Below are 22,177 nucleotides of genomic sequence, written 5' to 3'. Positions count from 1 at the left end.
TCTTTTCTGTAGTACATATAATAATGATTTATAAAAAGTCCACAAAAAAATAACATTAAAGATACTAGTGCAAATTTCACATCAAGTTCACCATAAAGGAAATTACCCGTTAAGATATATGGTGTAAAAGTTAGGATCCAAACTATAAACATGACTAAATCAAATGACAAATCTTTAAAAATCCATCTGTAATCAGTAGTAAAAAACCATGCTGCAAGAAATACAAAGGAAGGTAAGACCCCTATTTGATAATTAAAGTACGGCCATGAAAACCAAATACATATAAGAATAATAATACATATATTAATGTTCATTAGATGTTTATTACTAGTAATAAAACTAGTCCCCAATCTAAAACTAACATGATTTGTTTGATTTTTAAGCATATCTGTACCTCACACTATGAACAAATGATTAAAGTATCATCACACGCCTTTATAACTTCTGATAATCGAATAATTTCTAGTCTTGTTCCTACTATCGTCATTACCTTCATTTTAACCATTACGTTATACCTTCAGGAATTGCGTATCTGGCTTTTCTGGATTAAAGATTTCACACGCCCAAAATAAGGTGATGACATCTTCTTTTCCGGTATTTTCAATGGAGTGCGTATAACCTACAGGTATGTCCACTACCTCAAGATTTTCACCATTCACCTTATATTCAAGAACATTTTCAGAGTCAATTTTTCTGAATTTGATAACTGCTTCGCCTTGAATAACGAGGAATTTTTCAACCTTTGTATGATGCCAGTGATTGCCTCGTGTAATGCCTGGTTTCGTTTTCGAGATGAATATTTGACCCATGCTTTGTGATTTAATAAATTCTGCTAGCCACCCACGATTATCAACATTTTTCTTTAATTTATAGGAGAAATTATCTTCTTCTAAATAAGATAAGAATGTGCTATATAGAGCTTTATCAAATTCTAGTTCTAAAGATGGCATGATTAACGATTCTCGGTTATTTCTAAAGGAATAGATTTTTTGGGTTAGCTCACCAAGTGTGATTCTATGTGTCACTGGAACAACACAGAAATCTCTATTCTGTGTTTCATTCCCTTTTAATGCACGTAAAAACTCTGCTATTACATCATCGATATAACATAAAGTTAACTCCGTATTTGGATTATTAACCTGAATCTCTAAATTCCTTGCGATATTATGGCAAAAGGTCGCGACAGCACTGTTATAATTCGGTCTGCACCATTTACCAAAAAGATTTGGTAATCTGTACACTAAAGCTTGTGCTCCCGTTTCTTTGCTATATGAAAACAATAAATCCTCGGAAGCTTTCTTACTTCTGCCATATGGATTATTCTTTTCAGCTTGTGTGGAGGAGGTAAAAAGTATAGGTGATTTATTATTATTTTTTTTTAACAATTTTAATAACGTTGAGGTAAAATCATAATTTCCTTCCATGAATTCTTTCTCATCTTTAGGTCGATTAACTCCAGCTAAATGAAATACAAAGTCACATTCTTTTGTATATGAGTCTAAAAGGGGAGTATCTGTTTCTCTACTAACCTTAAATATTTCTTCATACCCCTTATTTCTTAATTCAACAATCAAATTTCTTCCTACAAATCCATTTGCTCCAGTAACCAATATTCTCATGATTAATCAGGCCTTTCCTATGGTCTGATAAAAACATACTACTTGAGTGGAGTATATATAATTTTGGTATTAACTAAATGTGCTGCCCTCATGAACACCCAATTATGATTAATACTATTTAGGGGCATTTGTTATCGATTTCTTAAAGCCTTTCAACTCATTTTGAACAAATTCTAATTGAAGCAGTTTCTCTTTAATTTCTTCTATACTCAAAATTTGTGTATTATGTGAGTTAAATTCTTTTTCTTCTGACAGCATTTTATCTCCTTCCGCAAAATATTTCTCATAGTTCAAATCTCTATTATCTGCTGGAATTCTGTAATATTCGCCTAAATCTTCGGCTACTAAATACTCTTCCCTTGTAAGAAGTGTTTCGTATAACTTTTCTCCATGGCGAGTACCAATCACTTTAGTCGTGTTATCTGCTCTAAATAGTTCCTTTAAAGCTTGGGCCAAGTCTCCAATTAGGCATGCAGGTGCCTTCTGAACCAAAATATCCCCGGCTTGTGCATGTTGGAACGCAAATACAACAAGTTCCACTGCCTCATCAAGACTCATGAGGTATCTTGTCATTTTAGGATTTGTAATGGTTAGTGGCTTTCCACTTTTTATCTGTTCAATAAACAAAGGAATAACGGATCCACGAGAAGCCATAACATTTCCATATCTAGTTCCACAAATAAGGGTTCTATCTGGAGATATTATTTTTGCTTTAGCTACAAGAACCTTTTCCATCATTGCTTTTGAAATACCCATTGCGTTAATTGGATATGCAGCCTTGTCGGTTGAAAGACAAATTACTTTTTTTACTCCATAATCGATTGCAGCAGTTAGTACATTGTCGGTACCTAGTATGTTAGTTTTTACGGCTTCAAGAGGGAAAAACTCACAGGATGGTACTTGTTTAAATGCAGCTGCATGGAAAACATAGTCTACTCCATGCATGGCATTTTTTACACTTGCAAGGTCTCGAACGTCGCCTAAATAAAACTTGAGTTTGTCATTTTTATATTTTTTCCGCATATCGTCTTGCTTTTTTTCGTCACGAGAAAAGATACGAATTTCTTTTACACTAGTATTTAGGAATTTTTCCATAACAGCATTGCCAAAGGAACCTGTCCCCCCTGTAATTAGTAATATTTTCTTGGTAAACATATTTATTCATCTCCTTTCCTATACATTTTGCTATTCATATAGGCTTATTAAGATACTGACTATTTTTCTATAGTCGCACGCTAGGAGCCCAAGTTATATTCTTGGGGATGAAATAAATTAATAGATGCTATTAACAGGCTGATTGAGAAGCAAGAAATATTTGGTGTATGGTTTGAAAGATAAACGATATCATTTTGAAGAAAAGTTAGGAGCCATAAAACAACAACACTATATTTGCTTTAGAGAGTGAGGATATGAGGAAGGATGTCTTATTATAAATTTAGAGAGCACAGTTGGGTATCAACTAGTACAAAAGTAAATCTTTTCGTTACATTAAAAAACCATAACAATACGATCGATCAATCGTATTGTTAAGATTTTTTAAAAGTGGGCATCTAACCCTACCTCACACCATACTTTTGACGACTAGCATCTAAGGTTGTCAACCCACAGCATGACCGAGTGCCTCCATTGATAGCGGTAAGGAGACATCACCAAACGAACAAATCGTTTCTTATGAAGAACAAGATAAGCAAAAAAAAAGTCATACATGTTTAGATGCAAATATTCATGAAATTTTTTTGTTGATATGTAATTTGTAGTTAGAAATTTATGTTTTCGTTTGTGTTCACTGAGTCATTATATTCAAAATTAAATGGAAATATAATCCTCAGACAAACTTTAATTTTTTTTAAAAAAATAAATAAATGAACTCCATCCCGAACGAATAATATAAATTTACTAATTTAGTTATGAAAGGAATGATTTTTTATGTCTAAAGTATTGTATTCAGGAATGGCCAAGTAGCAGAAGTTGCATACTTCTTTTTTGTAGAAATAGGGAATAACGTCATATTATGTAGGGGTAATCATCTTGGACATCGGAGATATAAAAAGTAATAGTATTCGGCATATCTAAAGATAAACTAGCTCCTCTATCTGCTTGGGAAACGAAGTTGCAATTATAGCACTCTCATAAATATCACTCCTCATTTTTTTCCGCACACCATATCTGCCTATTCTTTAACTAAAGATTCCACAAATGATAAATTTGGTGACACCCTACCTGTTTACATCCAACTTTATGATAAAAGTTAATAGCTCTCATGTTTCGTATTTGAGTGCCAACTTGAATTTCATTATATCCACGTTGATATGCAGCATTTTCTACAGCTTTAAATAATCTTGAACTAATACCACTTTTAGTCTCATTTTGAGACACTGCAAAAAGTTCAATTACACAAGCACTATCTGAATAAGAAAAAAGTGCGAAGCCATTAATATCACTATTCTCATTTAAAGATAATGCATAAAACTTGTCAGGCTTATCAAATGCATTAATAAGCCATTGATAATAAACTTGATCTCCACCTCTTTTAGCAAATTCAGGGTCCTCAGTAAACTTTGAGAATTGAAACTTTGCTAAATCGAAAATTTGATTATTTCTTTTAAGTGATTGATGAATGGTTACACTTTTTGGTAATTCATTTAAATCTAAAAGCTGCTTGACGAACTGCATATTAATATCAGCTAAAAACGCCGCTGTATATTTTCCAATCCATTTGGCATTAACAGGATCTGAATTTTTATTCATGATTGATATAAATTGATAATTATTAAATCTAGCTAATAATTCATTCCATTCATTTAATGTAAGGGCCCTATGCAATATTGCTTTTGCACTAGAAACACCAAAAAAATCTGTATCCCAATTCAATTCATTGAAAGTTACTATATTTTCCATATGATTCATGATTACTGCCTCCTTTTGAACAAACGAAAAAGCCTCCTTTTATTGATTGAATTTAATAAAATTTGAATGTCGGATGATAGATTAATAACTTCACCAACTTTACTTTATTGAATATCATCCTATGACATTTCATAATGGGGGTATATAAGGAAACGGGAGTAAATGAAGTGAAAAAGAGAATTTTGTAAAAAAGTGTTTTTTAAAAATTTAAGAGTATTCGGAGGAGTGGCAGTGAATTGGGAAAGAGGAGACATCACCAAACGAACAAATTCATTTCAACTAAAGGACTATTTTAAGTAAATTTTTTTTACATCCATTAGTGTTATTTCTTGGTGAACTATTTCCTTTTTCACTGATCTATTATATTCACAAAAAAAGGAAATAGTTCACTTATTAATATATATTCTGACTCTGCAGGTAAATTGGTTCTACACCCTATTTGGAAAATCACTTGCACATTATACATCTTCTTGCAATTTTTCTTTGTTTACCATCTTTGAAAGAAATTTCAGTAAATCATCTTTTAATTCTTCACGTTGAAGAGCAAATTCAATCGTTGTCTGAATAAAGCCCATCTTTTCTCCCACATCATAACGAACGCCTTCAAATACATAGGCATAAATGGCCTCATATAGATTTAATTTTGCTATTGCATCAGTTAATTGGATCTCCCCTCCAGCTCCTGGCTCCTGGTTACCAAGAATATCAAAGATTCTAGGACTAAGTATATAGGGACCTAAGATAGCAAGATTTGATGGTGCATCTACCTGTTTCGGTTTTTCAACAAGACTGTTTATGTTAAATAGGCGTTCGCCAATTTCATTACCATCGATAATACCGTATCTAGAAACCTCTTCTTCTCGAACGGCTTGCACGCCTAGAATCGACACTTTATACCGGTCATATTGTTCCATCATTTGCTTTATACATGGCTTTTCTGCTTGGACAATATCATCTCCTAATAGCACAGCAAACGGTTCATTTCCAATAAATTTTCGAGCACACCAAATAGCGTGACCCAATCCTTTGGGCTCCTTTTGCCTAATATAATGAATATCAACAAGGTTCGAGGATTTTTGAACCTCATAATATAAATCAGTATTGCCCTTGTTAACTAAGATTTGTTCTAACTCTAATGAATTGTCAAAATGATCTTCTATCGCTCTTTTTCCTTTCCCTGTTACAATAATTATCTCTTCAATTCCTGCTTCAACTGCTTCTTCAACAATAAATTGAATGGTTGGTTTATCCACAATTGGCAGCATTTCTTTCGGCATTGCTTTTGTAGCAGGAAGAAAACGCGTACCAAGTCCTGCTGCTGGAATAATTGCCTTTTTTACTCTCATAACATCCACCTCGATCGTGTTACGCTCGTATTAATGGTTTTTCCCCCAATCTATTCTCCTGTAGGCTAGGATCTAACATCTGTATATATTTTTTTTCGAAAAAACCGAAATCATTGTTACAAAAAGTATTTTTACATCCAAAACAAAAGACACATTTTCCGCGTAATATATGTCATTATCGATTTTTTCACGACTATTTGTTGCATTTCTAAAATACGCTTGATTATATCCTGTCACACCGGGCAATACCTCGAGCAACACCTTGTCTTTTTCTGAATATCGATTCAACCAATCTACTGGATCAGGCCTCGGACCAATAAAACTCATTTCACCTTTAATAATATTTATTATTTGCGGTATCTCATCTATACTTGTTTTTCGTAATATTTTGCCTACTGCTGTTTGTCTTGGATCATCCTCAGCGTTAAATGTCGAACCATCTTCTAATCTCCAATCTGGTGAATTCACTTTCATTGAACGAAATTTAACCATTTTAAATGGCTTTCCATTCTTTCCAAGTCGTTCACCACAGTAAAATGCAGGACCCTGATCTTCAAGTTTGATGGCAATTGCTACGACAAAAAAAACTAATATAAATAATGGCATAATCAAGATAGCTAAGAAAAAGTCAATAAAACGTTTAATTACTTTTGCATACAAAATATCTTCCTCCTTCTTCTAATGTGATTCCGTAAAGGAAAGGCGAAAGAGGTGAATCATTTAATTATCTCTTTTAAGTTGTCTACAACATACATTACTTGTTCATCCGTTAATAATGTATGTAACGGCAGGGTTAATTCATTTTCATACATATAAAAAGCATTTGGATAATCTTTAATGGCAAAACCTAAATTCTTATAAGCTGTATGCATCGGAAGAGGTTTGTAATGGACATTTGTTGCTATTCCCTTTTCGGCCATTTGCTCTATAATTCTATTTCGATCATTTTCCTCTTTACCCACTATTCTCGTAAAATATAAATGTCCACTGGAAGAAAAGTTTTCTCCATCATGCTTTAAAATAATTGTTTTCGTATCACATAACGCCTCATCATAAATTTTTATTATCTTCTTTCTCCGCTCCAATAATTCCCGGTATCTTTGGAGTTGGCCTAAACCAATAGATGCCATAATATCGGTCATATTACATTTATATGCTGGATAGACAATATCGTATTCCCATGCCCCAAGATTCGTTTTCGCTAGGGCATCCTTTGATTGGCCATGCAGTGAAAGCAACATATACTGTTTATATATATTTTCATTATCTACATTAGATATATCCCGCCATGTGACAGCGCCACCCTCAGATGTCGTTAAATTTTTCACAGCATGAAAAGAAAAGCAAGTGAAATCTGCCACTTCACCGCTTTTTTTACCTTTATATGTAGCCCCGAATGAATGAGCTGCATCCGCTAAAACGAATACCCTTCCCAATGCCTCTTGCCATTTATTTGTTGGCTTAAAAAGAGTTTTCTTCCTATTAACGATTTCCAAGATTTTATCGTAGTCGCACATAACACCCGCAAGATCGACAGAAATAATTGCTTTTGTTTTTTCTGTAATCAACTTTTCTAACTGGTCATAGTCCATTTGAAAGGAGTCTTTACCTGTATCAACAAGAACAATTTTTGCACCTACATGATGGATCACACTAGCTGATGCTGTATATGTATAAGCTGATGTTATGACCTCATCATCTTTTCCAATCCCCAATAATCGAAGCGTCATTTCCATTGCAGCAGTTGCAGAGTTTAAACATACTGCATTACAAGTATTTGTATATTTAGCGATTTCTTTTTCAAATAGCTTTGTTTTAGGACCTGTAGTAATCCATCCTGACTTTAATGTGTCCACAACCTTTTCAATTTCAACTTCTGAAATATCAGGAGGTGAGAATGATATTTTCATATTTTTTCCTCCATTTGGCTTAAAAATTAAACCATCTATTCATTTTAATTTTGTTAGGTTCCTGTTTATTTATTCCTTTTCCTTCCATTAATAAATTAGCGTTTTCTTGAAATAAATTGACATAATCGTCTCCAATCTTTCCACTTATTTCTTCAAAGGCTTCATTTAATTTAAACGAATTCCTAGACAAGCGATGAGAATCGGATGCAATAAAATGGGTTAAATGATGATTAATTAATTGAATAGAGAATTTCCTAAGCTGTTTTCCTTTATGTCCAAGTAAACTAGAGGCGGTAATCTGAGTGGCTGATCCATTTTTTACAAGTTGATGTAAAATATCGGGGTTCTCCCTTATTTGAACATTTCTTTCTGGATGCACGATGATGGGAATGATTCCTTCTAATTGAATATTAAATAATAGTCGTTCGGCATAAGCAGGTACATGTGTATCTGGCAATTCAATTAACAAATATTTATGTTGATTATTTAACGTCAAAATTTTCCCAGCTTTATAACCCTCAAGAAGCTCTCCATAAATTCGAGGCTCTTGGCCAGGAAAAATTTTTACGGGGATTTTTTCCTTTACTAATTTCGAGTTTAGCTTATTAACCTTTGCAAGAATTCGATTAGCCTTATTAAAATGCCGTCCATTTTTATGATGAGGTGTTGCAAAAATAGCCGTTATTCCTTTACTAGCTGCATGTTTTGCCATTCCTATGCTTTCAATAAGGTCTTTTGCTCCATCATCAATTCCAGGGAGAATATGACAATGAATATCAATCACTATCTTCCCCTCCTCTGCTTTGACCTGAGTATTTTAGAGGCTTTTGAGCTTAATTGAGGTAATTAGTTAATCATTATCATAATAATAATAATCATTATACTTATCCTTTGTATTATTGAAGACTGCTCCTAGTAACCTTGCTTTTACATTCAGTAATAGAGTCTTAGCCTTTTCTGCATGTTCAATCTTTGTCTTTCCACAATTAATAACTAATATCACTCCATCACACTGATTAGCAAGTATTTGAGCGTCAGTTACCGGAAGGATCGGTGGTGTATCAATAATGATAAAATCAAATTCTTTCCTAATAGCTGTTAATAAATCACTCATTGATTTTGAGCTAAGTAGCTCAGAAGGATTAGGAGTGATTGGTCCGCTCGTCAGAACATAGAGATTTCTGATTTTTGTATCTTTTATAGCTTCACTTAAAGGTGTTTTTTTAATAAGAACAGATGTTAAACCAATTAAATTCTTTTTCTTAAAAACATTGTGAACCATTGGTTTACGAAAATCGGCATCGATTAATAATACTTTTTTTCCTTGTTGTGCAAACACAACAGCTAAGTTTGCGGAAGTAATGGTTTTACCTTCACCTGCAGTTGAAGATGTAATCACAATCACGCGGTTTTCTCGATCGATATTAGAGTATTCAATATTTGTTCGTATAGTTCGATATTGTTCAGAAATTGGTGATTTTGAATTTGAAATTGTGATCAATGTTCTTTTATTTATTTTTTCCTTCTTTTTAAAAATTCCAAAAAAGACCATAGATTTTTCACTTCCCGCCTTTTATTATCCCTTTCTCCTTCTATCTGAAAATCTCTAACTGTTTTTTCTGGTATGGATCCTAAAATAGGCAATTCTAAATAAGATTTAATATCTTGCTCTGACTTAATTGTGTCGTCCAAGTATTCTAAAAGAAGTATTAGACCCATTGAAATTAATAAACCTATTGTAAAAGCAATCAACATGTTTAATATCGGACGAGGCTTAACTGGTTCCCTGCTTGTTTCTTCACTTGCCTTTGAAAGAATAGTCACATTGTCTACATTCATAATTACTGTTATTTCGTTCTCAAATCGACTTGCTATCGTGTTCGCTATATCTACAGCAACTTTTGGTTTAGGGTCTTGGACAGTAATAGTCACTACTTGTGAGTTTTGTTCACTAGAGACACTGATTTGTTTACCCAGTTCTTTAATTGATTTATCTAAATTCATTTCTGCTTTTACTAAATCTAAAATTGCCGGACTTTTAATGATCACTCTATAAGTATTAATTAACTCTAGATTTTCTTGAACATTGATAGAGCTTCCAGACTGCTGGTCAGGCTTTTTTTGATTAATTAACAACTGAGTGGATGATTCATAAATTGGTGTCAATAAAAAATAACTTACAATTCCACTTATTAGAACTGACATTGCTGAAATTGAAAATAGTAGTAAGAAACGCTTTTGAACAATTTTCAAAATATCTTGTATCCTTATGTTTTCTTCCATCCATAAGAACCTCCACAATCATATTGAATGAGCCACGAAGTAACCTTAACATCATTGTTCATATATATATGCAGCCAAAATACTGTTCATCATAGAAAATTATTCATAACCTTTATAAGACAAAATAAATTCGGTTTTGCTAGCAATTCCACTTTAGTTCGTGAAAACAAAAACGCCCCAAATAAATAGACATGGAGAAAAATATCCATTCTTTTTATTTGAGGCGTAAATTTTATTTATTAATAAATTTATCTACTATAAAAACTCCCATAAATCAAGTGTATCAATCACATACGTTGGCTTCTTTTCATACCCGCCCAGCAATTCCTTTGTTGTTACCCCCGTATGAACGAGCAATGTATCTAATCCTGCATTCATACCCGCTAAGATGTCGGTATCATAATTATCCCCGACCATAAGAGTTTCTTCCTTTGTCGTTCCCAAAACCTGCAGTGCCTGTTCCATAATAATGGACTCCGGTTTGCCAATAAAAATCGGTTGGGTTTGTGTAGAAACCGTAATGACCGATGTTAACGAACCATTGCCTGGCAGAAGTCCTCTCTCAGTCGGGATCGCTATATCTCCATTTGTCGATATAAAGGCAGCGCCATTTCTGACTGCCAAGCAAGCAGTAGCCAGCTTTTCATAAGTAATAGAACGGTCAATCCCAACCACAACATAATCTGCATGATCATCCACAAATCTGAATCCCTTTTCTTCTAAAGCATTTCGAATGCCTTCCTCTCCAATTACATATACCGAGGCATCCTGCTTCTGTTCATATATGTAATTAGCCGTTGCCATACTGGTTGTAAAAACCTGAGCTTCCGTAGCGGGTATCGTAAATTGGCGGAGCTTTTCTGCCACCTGGGCAGGCGTTCTCGAGGAATTGTTCGTAACAAAAAGATATGGAAGATCCCGCTCACGAAGCTGGTGAACAAACTCTGCCGCTTCTTTAATCAATTCTGTTCCCCGATACATCGTGCCGTCTAGGTCAATTAAATATCCTTTATATTTCACTTGATCACTCCTCAATTCCGAAACGCGGACACTGGACCAAGCTCATGAAGTAAGTATGCCCTGACTTTCTCGGGAAATTGCTTTAGAACGTCTAAATGCTTGCTAAATTCCGCCTTTACTTCATCATGATTTACCTCAGTATAGTTTTGAACGAGCATTTTGCGGTATTTAATAATATGTTTACAGCTTTTGGTTAACTCATCATGAATGACCTTTTCATCATCCAAAATGTCTACAATATCATCGTAGCTACCAGGGTCGCGCATAATGAATCCATCAATCATGGCATTCCCAACATCTAGAATCGCTTCAATAATCAGCTGGCATGTCCGTTCCATCGCTGCTTTTTCAAGCTGTGAATGCAGTTCCTGTATTTCTTCTAAGAATGCAAATTGCTGTTCTAAAAACACAAGAGTTGTTTCAATTTTTTCCCGATCAACAAAGTACAAATTTCTCACCCTTCTTCCATTACGATAGCTTTAATCCCTTTTCTAGAAAATCTGGACGAGCATAATAATAGCCTTGCGCTAAATCAACTTTATTTCTTGAAAGGACTGAGGCTTCTTCTTTATTTTCGATTCCTTCTGCTACTACTAAAGAACCGGCCTCCTTCGCAATAATTAGTAATCCTTTTAACATTGACTCTTTTACCGAATTTTTATCTATATCCTGAATGACAGAACGATCAATCTTAATAATATCTGGCATGATTTCACTTATAGAGTGCAAGCTTGCGTATCCGGCACCTGTATCATCAATGGCCACACGGAAACCAAGCATTCTCAACACCTTTATATTGTATAAAAAGTTCTCCATCCCTTCAATGGCATCACGCTCTGTGATTTCAAGAGTTATTTGCCTTGGGGAGATATTCTTATACTTTGCAAGCATATTCTTAATATCACGAATAAATCGTTCATGCCCTAATGTTATAGGTGTAAAGTTAATAAAGATATCCTGTGTGCATCCCGTTTTATAAATCTGTTGAAGGGTTTTTTCGAAAACAATCATCTCAAGGTCATATAGCATCCCTGTCTGCCGAGCTATAGAGAAAAGCTGGAGCGGACTTTCCAATACAGAGCCCTTCGGACCGCGGGTCAGCATTTCCCATGCCCTCACCTCACCTGTGGCAATATCTATAATCGGCTGAGCCAGAAGGTATATATCTTTTTGTGCCACTATTCGATTAACCATATACAGCATTTCATTATATTCAGATTGAACTCGCTTCTCTGCCATGGAAAGTGCATGCTGATTTGCTTTTAAAATGGCCTCTTGGATCGAATAATGTCTTTTCTCAATAAACATATAGCCTGTTTCAAACACTGGTTTCGCAAGAGGAACTAGTTCAGCTAGTTTTTTTTCAGAAAGTCTTAGAATTTTTTTCATTTTTTTATCAATATCTGTAACAGAATGACTATCATGGTTAACCTTCATAAACAGTGTCAGACCATCACTTGAATAATCATGAAGAGCCATAATTTCTTCTGACTTTACTTCGTCTTTGATCACATCTTGAAAAGTCAGCTTTAATAATTGAATAAAACCTGTATACCCTTGTTCTCCAAGCTGTTCCGGCAATTCTCGCAAATTTTTAATGTTAAACACAATCACTGCCACTTCATAGCCACCATCAAAAGCTTTACTTACTGCTTTCCTAATTGGGTCACGAATAATAAATTGCGGCGGATAAAACTTAAGCTTATCTTCTGGCAGTAAGATTTTTATCCATTTGTTCAACTGATTGAACCTTATTTTGTTTTGCCGGGGCATGGTCTCATTCCTCTCAGATGCAGCGTCCAAAATTACATATGCCACCATTTTATCACAAAATCCGACCATTTCCTCCAATATTTGAAAGATTAATCGGACAAATTGCCTGATAAACCGTTAGAGAAGCGGTGAGAATTATGATTATTTCTGTTATGATAGAATCAATACGGTTAACTGAAATTTATGTGAATAAAGGAGTATTAAATAATATGGCAGAACGTTTTTTTTTATATGATGATTTGGTAGATACAAAAACACGCTTCGTTAGCTTTATGGGTGATAATCAACGTTTTGATTTGGCTATTGTTCAATCCGATCGCTATTATGGAAAGCATATAGTTCTTGATATTCAAGGAAGCCGTTTTGCAATCATTGGACCTGATGATTTAAAAGAAGAAGGCTATTTAGAGTATGCCTTTAATCTTTCTGAAGAAGACGCTGAGGAATTGCGCTCCTTTCTATATGAATTAATTTAGTAATATGTATTCTCCGGTTTATTATCACCAGATTCACAAATAATAAAGGAGAACCTTAGATCTAAGGTTCTCTTTTTAATTTTTCTACTTTATAAGGGGTGGTAATTGTTGGATAATAAGGAAGAGCGTGAGTATACGGATTTTACAAATGTTGAAAAGCGAAGGAACTATGTGACGGCAGAGGACTTCCCTGATGGACCATACGGATCCCCATTAAAAAGACATGATCCCGTAGAAAATAAAAGTACTCCCTTTCGCGAAGAACAGCGAAGGTATAGTGCCTTTAATTACGAAAATAAAACCTTACATGAAGACATGCCTCGGCAAATGGAAGGAGCTCATCCTACCCACGATGACCCCGAAAGAAGCACGGAACCGCCGTATGATGATTATCAAAAATAAAGCAGTAGTTAAGCAAAACTTGGCTTAATTGTATAAAAAGGCGATCAGATGATGCCTGATTGCCTTTTCTTTTTTACTTATTTACTTATTTACTTTTTTCGCCACAAAATATGCACAGCCAAAATTGCAAAATTCATACAAGTATTCCGATAATGTACTAATTTTCGTATCAAAGGTGGCTTTCTGATTTTGATCGTCAAAGAAACCCCGCAGCCTTAGCTGGCCATAACCCCAATCCCCAACAATATAATCATACCGGGTTAAAATATCGCTATATCTGCCTCGAAATGCTTCTTCATTAAAACCATTTCGTATATCTTCAATAACCTCATAGCAAACGTTATTAACACAAATCACATCAATCACCTCAGTTTAAAAACAGCGTCTATCATCCCCATTATATTGGAAATGTTTGTATTCCGAAAGGTATTTCTTACTTTATTTAAATTATAACTGATAGCCCATCAATTTCTAAGAGAAAAAAATAATCAGCTGGTTATTCTAAAAGCAAGGAGGTGTTTCACATTAGAAAATCATTGATCATCTTAGGGATATGCGGCCTTACAGCACTAACTGCTTGTCAAAACAACAATATGGCAAATGAAAGCGATGGAATTTACGAAAGAAGCGGCAACACGCTGAATGTAAATACTCAGCGCCCTGAGTTATATAATCAAAATAATAATGGAAACAACGTCAACGGCAGGGATTTTAGGAATACGAATAATAATGGTACAAAAAATAATTTTGGTTATGTCCGCCACCAGAAAAGCCCCGTTGCAGGCGACAGGGTTTCCAATGTTAATTATGGAACCATCAATAAGGAGCAATTAGCTGATATCATTTCTGGCTACTGTACGGATATTCCAAATGTTGACGATATATCTACACTTGTGACAGATGAAGAAGTGCTGGTCATTTATCATACGGATTCAGATAATCGCAACATGATCGCAGACCAGGTTAAGAAAACAGCTATGTCTGTCGTCCCTAGGTCGTACCATGTATATGTAAGTGATAATACGACTCTGCGCCCTTATGTTGAAAACTTTGCAACGAACAGCCCGAACACAAAAAATGTGAATACCGGCCTAAATAAAGTAATTAAAGAAATGCTAAAATCCCCACAAGGGAAAAAAATGGGTAATGGTGAAAACGAAAATGGAGAATTAAAGGGTGAAGAGAATAACCGTTAAAAAAAAGGGTTCAGTATTGGCTGCTGAACCCTTTTATCTTTTATGCTTCTTTAAGCTCGATTTCTCCCAACTCCTGCTGACGCTTAGCAGCAGCATTTACTTGCTCATCAGCATGGTAAGAAGATCGTACAAGAGGACCAGACTCACAATGACTAAAGCCCTTGCTTAAAGCAATTTCCTTAAACTCTTGGAACTCATCTGGGTGGTAATATTTTACTACTTTCAGATGCTTTTTCGATGGCTGTAAATATTGGCCAATCGTCATAATATCAACATTATGCGCTCTTAAAGCATCCATCGTTTCAATTATTTCCTCTTTCGTTTCTCCAAGACCGATCATTAAGCTGGATTTTGTCGGAATATCTGGCTGCATTTCTTTTGCCCTTTTCAAGAATTCTAATGAGCGGTTATATTGAGCTCGTGCTCTCACTCTCGGTGTAAGACGTTCAACCGTCTCGATATTATGATTTAATATATCTGGACGTGCATCCATCAATGTCTTTAAATTTTCATATACGCCACCCATATCAGACGGCAATACTTCAATAGTAGTGAATGGGTTCTTTCTTCTAATGGCTCTGACTGTTTCAGCAAAAACAGCTGCTCCACCGTCTTTAAGATCATCCCTTGCCACTGCTGTCACAACAACATGCTTTAAGTTCATCAGCACTACGGAATCTGCGACTCTTTCCGGCTCTTGCCAATCCAATTCAGTTGGCAATCCCGTTTTGACCGCACAGAAACGGCAAGCACGTGTACAAGTATCCCCTAGAATCATGAAGGTAGCCGTTCTTCTGACCGCCCAGCATTCATGGATATTCGGACATTTTGCTTCTTCGCATACTGTATGTAAGCTATTTTCCCTCATCATTTTCTTTAAACCGGTATAGTTTTCATTCGTGTTAAGCTTTATTTTCAGCCACTCCGGCTTACGTATGTATTCCTCTTTCGTACTCACTCTCATTCCACTCCCTTTTGTGGCATGGTGCCTGAATTCCTGTATATGATGCAACTGTAACACATGAAAAAGTCTAGGACAAGTTGGAATGTTTTGATTACCATTAATTGATATCTATTTATTTCTCCAAAAATCACAAACTAAATAAGCATATGTGTGAGGAAGGGAGGATTACTTTGAGGATTAAATTAGCTGTTATTCTAACATTGCTTTTTTCTTTATTTTCTCCTTGGAACGGAAAGGCTCAAACAGTTGGAAATGAAGTATATAAAAGCCGGATGGAATTATATAAAAGGATTGAAGCTGTCACACACATTCCCTGGTATTATCTTGCCGGAATTGACCAATATGAACGAAATGTAAGGCAGGCTAGAAGAGACATTCCAAAAGCAGAAGGACTAACAGGGATCTATATCAAGCCTGAAGAATGGGCGGGACCGTTAAATCCTAATACATCTGACGATAATCCATTTTCCATTCAGTTTTTTAATGGAAAGGGGGTGGATGGCGATGGAGATGGGAAAGCGAGCTTGACGAATGATGATGATGTTCTCTATATGTTTGCTCAACATCTTCTATCGTATGGAAGGGATCATGATAATATCAAAATTGGCTTATGGGATTATTATAAGCGTGATAAAACGGTTAGCATCATTATTGGAAAAGCAAGGCTTTACAAGCATTTTGGAAGATTGGATCTGGATGAACGTGTATTCCCACTCCCATTAAGAAGCCAATATACTTATAAAAACACATGGGGAGCGGCTCGCGGCTGGGGTGGAAGAAGAATTCATGAAGGTACAGATATATTTGCCGGGTACGGGGTTCCTGTTAGGGCAACAGCATATGGAATTGTTGAAATGAAGGGCTGGAATCGATTCGGCGGCTGGCGAATCGGCATTCGGGATATTAACAATAATTATCATTATTTTGCCCATTTAAGTGGTTTTGCGAAGGACTTGAAGCTAGGACAAATTGTCGAGCCAGGGATGTTAATCGGCGGGGTTGGAAGTTCTGGTTATGGACCGCCTGGGACTTCAGGAAAATTCCCGCCACATTTGCATTACGGAATTTACAAAGACAATGGCTTTACAGAATGGTCATTTGATCCGTATCCGCACTTACGATTATGGGAAAGACAAGAACGAAACAGGAAAAAATAAAAAGAGGGGATTGACTCTCATATGAGCCGGTCCCCTCCCACTATTAATGTCCACCTAAGTAGGCTTTCTTGATTTCTTCGCTGGCCTGCAGCTCGGCGGCTGTACCTGAAACTGTTACACGTCCTGTTTCAATGACGTACGCCCGGTTAGCAATTGATAATGCCATATGTGCGTTTTGTTCTACTAGCAAGACAGTTGTTCCTTCACGGTTAATTTCTTCAATAATTTGGAAGATCGTTTTAACCATTAAAGGAGCAAGTCCCATAGAAGGCTCATCAAGTAAAAGAAGCTTTGGTCTTGCCATTATCGCTCTTCCCATAGCTAGCATTTGCTGCTCACCGCCTGAAAGTGTCCCTGACAACTGTTTTCGACGCTCTCGCAACCGTGGGAAAGTTTCATAAACCTTTTCGATATCCTTATGAATTTCTTTGGAATCTTTTCTTAAAAAAGCTCCTAATTCTAGGTTCTCCTCAACGGTCATGTTTGCAAATACACGGCGCCCCTCTGGCACATGTGAGATTCCCGCCTTAACAATACCCTGAGCAGCCTTGCCGCCAATAGAGTCACCTAAATATTGGATTGTTCCATTTTTCGGCTTTAGAAGTCCGGATAAAGTTTTCAGCAGAGTACTTTTTCCAGCTCCGTTCGCACCAATAAGGGTAACAATTTCCCCCTTATTTACTTCTAAAGAAACACCTTTAAGCGCTTGTATATTCCCATAAAACACGTCAATTTGATCTACTTTAAGCATCTTTTGTAACCTCCTCACCTAAGTAAGCCTCGATGACTTTAGGATGATTACGAATTTCTTCAGGTGTTCCTGCAGCAATAAGCTGCCCATGGTCTAGAACATAAATTCTTTCACAAATACCCATAACTAAATTCATATCATGTTCAATCAATAAAATGGTCAAATCAAATTCATTACGGATAAAAGCAATTAACTCCATGAGTTCATGCGTTTCTTGCGGGTTCATCCCGGCGGCAGGCTCGTCAAGCAATAATAGCTTTGGACCCGCTGCTAAAGCTCTCGCAATTTCCAATCTCCTTTGCTGGCCATAAGGAAGATTTTTTGCCTTTTCATCCTTAAAATTTTCTAATTGAAAAATTTTAAGGAACTCAATTGACTTTTCCTCCATTTCTTTTTCCCCTGAAAAGTGAGAAGGAAGACGGAAAATGGAGCTTACGATTGAGTGCTTTGCTAATGAGTGGTAGGCTACCTTCACATTATCTAGAACAGAAAGCTCATTGAAAAGACGAATATTTTGGAAGGTACGGCTAATTCCTAGACGTGTTACCTTATATGGAGGCAACCCATTTAGACGTTTTCCTTCAAACAGAATGTCTCCTTCTGTTGGCACATAAACACCAGTCAGTAAGTTAAAGCTTGTTGTTTTTCCCGCACCATTCGGTCCAATTAACCCAACTAGCTCACCTTGGTTAATTTCCATGCTAAAACCTTGAACAGCTTTTAATCCGCCAAATTGAATGCCTGCTTCTTTAACCTGAAGTAATGGTGTATTGCCCATGCTAGTTACCTCCTTTCGCACTTTTCCACTTAAATAAATCAGTGATTTCACGTGTTCCCATTAATCCTTGAGGACGATATAACATCACGATAACTAAGACAAGACTGTACATAATCATCCGAGTTTCCGGGTAATCCTGCAAGAAGGTGGACACTAATGTTAATAATATCGCTGAAATAACCGCTCCTGATAAGCTTCCAAGTCCGCCAAGTACAACAAATATTAAAATATCAAAGGATTTTAAGAATCCGAAGTTTGTTGGCTGAATAATATAGAAGTTATGCGAATACAAACCGCCCGCAATTCCGGCAAAGAAAGAGCCTAGGGCAAACGCGATAACCTTATAATAGGTCGTGTTGATCCCCATTGCATCCGCAGCAATTTCATTCTCACGAACAGAAATACACGCACGTCCATGTCTTGAATTTGTAAAGTTCATGATGACTAAAATCGTTACAAACAGACAGATGAACGTATACGTCCAAGTCGTTAAATGGGAAACCTGCATACCGGCAGCTCCACCAACATAATCAATATTCAGGAATACAATCCTGATTATTTCCGCAAAACCTAAAGTAGCTATCGCCAAATAGTCACCTTTTAAACGAAGGCTCGGAATCCCAACGATAAGTCCTGCTAATGCTGCCATAAGTCCGCCGGCTATTAAAGCAATTGGGAGTGGAAGATGAAGCTTCATCGTAAATATCGCTGAAATATAAGCACCAACTGCCAAAAACCCAGCATGTCCAATCGAAAATTGCCCTGTAATTCCAATAACTAAGTGCAGGCTGACTGCCAAGATGATGTTAATGCCTATAAAGATGAGTGTATTTGAATAAAACGGGTTTAAGATTCCAGCACTAATTAGAAATTGCGCAACTCCGTAGACGATGACCGATAAAATTAAAAATAGCCAAAATCCTTTTGCCTTTTTCATAGATTCTTTCACCTACACTTTCTCTCTAGCATTCTTACCGAAGATGCCCGATGGTCTAAATAATAGGATTAAAATGAGAATAATAAATGCTGCTGCATCTCTCCATAAAGAGAAACCAAAAGCGCTAACAACTGTTTCAACGACTCCAAGCACAAGTCCGCCTACCATCGCCCCCGGTATAATCCCGATTCCCCCTAGAACGGCGGCAACGAATGCTTTTAATCCAGGAATAATTCCCATTAGCGGTTCAATTTTTGTGTAATACACACCAAAAATAACACCTGCTGCTCCTGCCATCGCTGAACCAATAGCAAATGTTGCAGAAATCGTATTGTTTACATTAATCCCCATCAAACGGGCTGCGTCCATATCGTGTGATACTGCACGCATCGCCTTACCAATTTTTGTTTTATGAACAATGAATTGCAAAATTAGCATTAGAATAATAGAAACGGAGAGAATTAATAGAGATTGGCTGCTGATTTGAGCACCAAATACATTAAAGGATTTGTTAGCGAAAACATTTGGATAAGCTTCTGGCTGCGCACCTCGAATGTAGATAACTCCATATTCGATGAGAAGGGAAACCCCGATTGCCGTAATTAAAGCGGCTATTCGAGTTGCATTGCGGAGGCGCTTATAGGCAATTCTCTCAATGAGAACCCCAAAAATCGCACAAACCGTCATAGCGAGTAATAATGCTGGGAAAAATCCTAATCCCCAGCCAGCGATGGCATAGAATCCAATAAACGCACCGATCATAAAAACATCGCCATGCGCAAAGTTAATTAATTTAATAATTCCATAAACCATCGTATAACCTAATGCAATTAATGCATAAATACTGCCGAGTGAAATACCGTTAATTAATTGCTGTAACCATTCCATGAACTCTCACTCCTTTATTAGAAAAGCGTAGGCGCCTTGTCCCTTGAAGGAACGCAGACTAAAAGCGCCACGTCCTGTGGCAACGTCTGCATGACCCGCATCCCGCGGGTCTCAAGCATAAGACAAGCCGACGGGAAGGTTGTAGTTTAACCTTCTTGGCGGATTGGCTTAGGCCCAAGAGCCCCTAAGCGCTGAGCTAGACAATTTAGCAAAGCGCAGGCGCCTTGACAGCTTTTCGACAAAATTTTCATCATTAGGAATGGAAAATGGGAGGATAGGATAATCCCCCCATTTCCTGTGGTTAATCTTAAGGATTAACTTTTGTTTTGAATTTTTGCTTACCATCTACATATTCTAGAACGGATGCTGATTTAATTAAGTGGTGATTTTCGTCAACTGTAATAGTACCAGTAATTAATGCTAAATCTTTTGTAGCAGCAAGAGCATCTTTAATTTTCTCTGAATCAGATGTAGTGCCAGCACGTTTCATTGCATCTACAAGAAGGTATACAGTGTCATAACCAAGTGCGTTAAAAGCATCTGGTGATTTGCCGCTATTTTTGTCTCCGTAAGCTTTAACAAACTTTTGAATCGTTGCGTCTGGGTCTTCAGCAGAGTAGTGGTTAATAATAAAAGTATTATTTAATGCATCTGCACCAGCTAATTCCACTAGCTTAGGAGAATCCCAGCCGTCTGCTCCCATTAATGGAACTGTAATGCCCATTTCTCTAGCTTGCTTAACAATTAGACCTACTTCTTCATAGTATCCAGGAATGAAAATAAATTCTGGATTAGAAGCCTTAATACGAGTTAATGTAGAACGGAAGTCTGTATCCTTAGCAACATATGATTCTTCTGAAACAATTGTACCGCCAGCTGCTTCAAAAGTTTCTTTAAATGAAGCGGCAAGTCCTTTTGCATAATCACTTGCATTGTCAGCAAAGATTGCTGCATTTTTTACCTTAGCATCGTTTAGAGCAAAGTTCGCTGCAACTGTTCCTTGGAATGGGTCGATAAAAGCAGTACGGAATACGAACTCATTTACAGATCCATCTTCACGTACTGTTACAGTTGGGCTTGTACCAGATGGTGAGATAAGAACAGTCTTATTATCGTTAGCAATTTGGGCTTGAGCTACTGTATTACCACTTGTAGCAGCACCGATGATTGCGGTAACTTTATCTTGGCTCGTTAATTTAATAGCAGCGTTTGTTGCTTCAGCTGCATCTGATTTATTATCAACTTTTACAAGTTCAATTTTCTTGCCATCTACACCGCCAGCCGCGTTGATTTCTTCAACCGCAAGCTCCACCCCAGAAGCAATTCCTGAGCCATAAGATGCAACACCACCTGAAAGTTCTAAGTTAGCTCCAATTTTTATTGTATCTCCGTCTTTAGAACTTGAACCGCCTGAACCTGCTTCTTTGCTGCCGCTACAGCCAGCAAGAATACCAGCCATTAATGTTGTAGCCATTAAGACTGATGTGATTTTTTTCTTGAAAACCATTTAGTTTTCCCCCTTTTTTCTATTCTGATTGTTCAATCAATTTGAAACATAGAAAGGTCTTTTGAGCTAGATTAATTAGTTTAAAATAATCTATCTACAACCTCCTATTACGAGTCAGACTATTTTCCCAATTTAAACAAATAGATTAGGAATTAAAATATTTCTGACTATTTGTTTAATATATTGATAGTATATTATTTTTCAATTAGTCTGTCAAAACAATATTTTCTTAATAATATCATTTTTTAAAAATAGTTTTGTTG

Annotated in this window: 23 protein-coding genes and 1 pseudogene; 4 read left to right on the top strand and 20 right to left on the bottom strand. The window is 36.3% G+C overall.

Features of this window, described 5'->3' with window-relative positions:
* Positions 1 to 401: 401 nt before the first annotated feature.
* The 13 genes and pseudogenes from V7127_RS21265 to V7127_RS21205 all read right to left on the bottom strand — a co-directional run.
* Positions 402 to 505: pseudogene (locus tag V7127_RS21265) on the bottom strand (hypothetical protein); the annotation flags it as partial.
* Positions 506 to 509: 4 nt separating this feature from the next.
* Positions 510 to 1,619 (bottom strand): capsular polysaccharide biosynthesis protein CapF, encoded by a 1,110-nt coding sequence (locus tag V7127_RS21260; RefSeq protein ID WP_335489384.1) that lies wholly within the window; start codon positions 1,617 to 1,619, stop codon positions 510 to 512.
* A gap of 114 nt (positions 1,620 to 1,733) precedes the next feature.
* Positions 1,734 to 2,774, bottom strand: a complete 1,041-nt coding sequence (locus V7127_RS21255) for a polysaccharide biosynthesis protein (RefSeq protein WP_335489381.1) — start codon at positions 2,772 to 2,774, stop codon at positions 1,734 to 1,736.
* Positions 2,775 to 3,800: 1,026 nt separating this feature from the next.
* Complete coding sequence (locus V7127_RS21250; RefSeq protein WP_335489378.1) at positions 3,801 to 4,526, bottom strand: GNAT family N-acetyltransferase; 726 nt, start codon at positions 4,524 to 4,526, stop codon at positions 3,801 to 3,803.
* A 458-nt stretch (positions 4,527 to 4,984) separates the two neighbouring features.
* A complete protein-coding gene (gene galU, locus V7127_RS21245) occupies positions 4,985 to 5,872 on the bottom strand; it encodes a UTP--glucose-1-phosphate uridylyltransferase GalU (RefSeq protein ID WP_335489375.1) in 888 nt (295 codons plus the stop codon).
* Between the two features lie 72 nt (positions 5,873 to 5,944).
* Positions 5,945 to 6,532: a sugar transferase gene (locus tag V7127_RS21240; RefSeq protein ID WP_335489372.1), complete on the bottom strand. Its 588-nt coding sequence runs from the start codon at positions 6,530 to 6,532 to the stop codon at positions 5,945 to 5,947.
* Between the two features lie 56 nt (positions 6,533 to 6,588).
* Positions 6,589 to 7,782: a DegT/DnrJ/EryC1/StrS family aminotransferase gene (locus tag V7127_RS21235; RefSeq protein WP_335489369.1), complete on the bottom strand. Its 1,194-nt coding sequence runs from the start codon at positions 7,780 to 7,782 to the stop codon at positions 6,589 to 6,591.
* Positions 7,783 to 7,801: 19 nt separating this feature from the next.
* Positions 7,802 to 8,566 (bottom strand): tyrosine-protein phosphatase, encoded by a 765-nt coding sequence (locus V7127_RS21230; protein WP_335489366.1) that lies wholly within the window; start codon positions 8,564 to 8,566, stop codon positions 7,802 to 7,804.
* Between the two features lie 66 nt (positions 8,567 to 8,632).
* Positions 8,633 to 9,334 carry a CpsD/CapB family tyrosine-protein kinase gene (locus tag V7127_RS21225; protein WP_438824050.1) on the bottom strand — a complete coding sequence of 234 codons (702 nt, stop codon included), beginning with the start codon at positions 9,332 to 9,334 and terminating at the stop codon, positions 8,633 to 8,635.
* Positions 9,295 to 10,065 (bottom strand): YveK family protein, encoded by a 771-nt coding sequence (locus tag V7127_RS21220; protein WP_335489360.1) that lies wholly within the window; start codon positions 10,063 to 10,065, stop codon positions 9,295 to 9,297. The genes V7127_RS21225 and V7127_RS21220 overlap by 40 nt, the downstream gene beginning before the upstream one ends.
* A 255-nt stretch (positions 10,066 to 10,320) precedes the next feature.
* The gene (locus V7127_RS21215) at positions 10,321 to 11,085 is read right to left on the bottom strand and encodes a TIGR01457 family HAD-type hydrolase (RefSeq protein WP_335489357.1); all 765 of its coding nucleotides are present in this window, start codon (positions 11,083 to 11,085) and stop codon (positions 10,321 to 10,323) included.
* A gap of 11 nt (positions 11,086 to 11,096) precedes the next feature.
* Positions 11,097 to 11,534, bottom strand: a complete 438-nt coding sequence (gene hepT / locus V7127_RS21210) for a type VII toxin-antitoxin system HepT family RNase toxin (RefSeq protein WP_335489354.1) — start codon at positions 11,532 to 11,534, stop codon at positions 11,097 to 11,099.
* Positions 11,535 to 11,553: 19 nt separating this feature from the next.
* On the bottom strand, positions 11,554 to 12,906 hold the full coding sequence (locus V7127_RS21205) for an EAL domain-containing protein (RefSeq protein WP_335489351.1): 1,353 nt from the start codon (positions 12,904 to 12,906) through the stop codon (positions 11,554 to 11,556).
* 161 nt (positions 12,907 to 13,067) lie between these two features.
* Between V7127_RS21205 and V7127_RS21200 the strand changes: the two genes are divergently transcribed.
* Positions 13,068 to 13,334 (top strand): DUF3055 domain-containing protein, encoded by a 267-nt coding sequence (locus V7127_RS21200; protein WP_335347118.1) that lies wholly within the window; start codon positions 13,068 to 13,070, stop codon positions 13,332 to 13,334.
* Positions 13,335 to 13,442: 108 nt separating this feature from the next.
* Positions 13,443 to 13,736: a cytosolic protein gene (locus tag V7127_RS21195; protein WP_335347117.1), complete on the top strand. Its 294-nt coding sequence runs from the start codon at positions 13,443 to 13,445 to the stop codon at positions 13,734 to 13,736.
* Positions 13,737 to 13,817: 81 nt separating this feature from the next.
* Here the strand turns inward: V7127_RS21195 and V7127_RS21190 are convergent, their stop codons facing one another.
* Positions 13,818 to 14,093: a YutD family protein gene (locus tag V7127_RS21190; protein WP_335347116.1), complete on the bottom strand. Its 276-nt coding sequence runs from the start codon at positions 14,091 to 14,093 to the stop codon at positions 13,818 to 13,820.
* 179 nt (positions 14,094 to 14,272) lie between these two features.
* On the opposite strand from V7127_RS21190, the gene V7127_RS21185 reads away from it, so the two are divergent.
* On the top strand, positions 14,273 to 14,932 hold the full coding sequence (locus V7127_RS21185) for a YhcN/YlaJ family sporulation lipoprotein (protein ID WP_335489348.1): 660 nt from the start codon (positions 14,273 to 14,275) through the stop codon (positions 14,930 to 14,932).
* A 40-nt stretch (positions 14,933 to 14,972) separates the two neighbouring features.
* Here V7127_RS21185 and lipA read toward each other — a convergent pair whose 3' ends face one another.
* The gene (gene lipA / locus V7127_RS21180; RefSeq protein ID WP_438824049.1) at positions 14,973 to 15,896 is read right to left on the bottom strand and encodes a lipoyl synthase; all 924 of its coding nucleotides are present in this window, start codon (positions 15,894 to 15,896) and stop codon (positions 14,973 to 14,975) included.
* A 200-nt stretch (positions 15,897 to 16,096) separates the two neighbouring features.
* Between lipA and V7127_RS21175 the strand changes: the two genes are divergently transcribed.
* Entirely contained in the window at positions 16,097 to 17,053 is a 957-nt protein-coding gene (locus V7127_RS21175) for a M23 family metallopeptidase (protein ID WP_335489390.1), read from the top strand.
* A gap of 43 nt (positions 17,054 to 17,096) precedes the next feature.
* Here V7127_RS21175 and V7127_RS21170 read toward each other — a convergent pair whose 3' ends face one another.
* From V7127_RS21170 to V7127_RS21150, 5 genes are all read right to left on the bottom strand, one after another.
* Complete coding sequence (locus V7127_RS21170; protein WP_335353421.1) at positions 17,097 to 17,804, bottom strand: ABC transporter ATP-binding protein; 708 nt, start codon at positions 17,802 to 17,804, stop codon at positions 17,097 to 17,099.
* Entirely contained in the window at positions 17,797 to 18,582 is a 786-nt protein-coding gene (locus tag V7127_RS21165) for an ABC transporter ATP-binding protein (RefSeq protein WP_335347112.1), read from the bottom strand. Before V7127_RS21165 ends, V7127_RS21170 begins: the two co-directional genes overlap by 8 nt.
* Before the next feature lies 1 nt (position 18,583).
* Positions 18,584 to 19,519 (bottom strand): branched-chain amino acid ABC transporter permease, encoded by a 936-nt coding sequence (locus V7127_RS21160; RefSeq protein WP_335347111.1) that lies wholly within the window; start codon positions 19,517 to 19,519, stop codon positions 18,584 to 18,586.
* A gap of 12 nt (positions 19,520 to 19,531) precedes the next feature.
* Complete coding sequence (locus tag V7127_RS21155) at positions 19,532 to 20,407, bottom strand: branched-chain amino acid ABC transporter permease (RefSeq protein WP_335353422.1); 876 nt, start codon at positions 20,405 to 20,407, stop codon at positions 19,532 to 19,534.
* Between the two features lie 307 nt (positions 20,408 to 20,714).
* Positions 20,715 to 21,914, bottom strand: coding sequence for an ABC transporter substrate-binding protein (locus tag V7127_RS21150; protein WP_335347109.1), 1,200 nt, complete (start codon positions 21,912 to 21,914; stop codon positions 20,715 to 20,717).
* Between the last annotated feature and the right edge of the window lie 263 nt (positions 21,915 to 22,177).

Source organism: Bacillus sp. JJ1773 (genome assembly GCF_036962035.1).
Lineage (GTDB): Bacteria > Bacillota > Bacilli > Bacillales > Cytobacillaceae > Cytobacillus.
Note: the sequence above shows the minus strand (reverse complement) of the source record. Positions and strands in the feature narration are given on the sequence as shown.